This is a genomic window from Bacillus cereus group sp. N21, assembly GCF_016483395.1.
In the GTDB taxonomy this organism is placed as follows: domain Bacteria; phylum Bacillota; class Bacilli; order Bacillales; family Bacillaceae_G; genus Bacillus_A; species Bacillus_A pseudomycoides.
In genome coordinates this window covers 1-248 of the sequence record NZ_JAEHBX010000397.1, presented here as the reverse complement: position 1 = coordinate 248, position 248 = coordinate 1, and the positions used below count along the sequence as shown (strand labels likewise).

Below are 248 nucleotides of genomic sequence, written 5' to 3'. Positions count from 1 at the left end.
ATATTGGCCTGCAGCAAGACCTAATAAAATTAAGCCGAGTGGTAATAGTTCTTTAATCCCCATTACACTAAAAGCAATTGTTAAAATAAGGCCAATAACTAAGTTCACTTGTTTTTTCGCTTTATAAAATGGTAAAACGATTAACCCGCAAATTGCATATAACGTTAATGCCTCTCCTGGCTGAAACATGTAATGAATCAAACCGAAAATAAATAGTGCAACTACTCGGCGTAGAAATAGAACATATC

General features: G+C 34.3%; 1 pseudogene. It reads right to left on the bottom strand.

What is annotated here, in order from left to right:
- Positions 1-248 (bottom strand): annotated as a pseudogene (locus JDS96_RS31365) (DUF418 domain-containing protein); the annotation flags it as partial.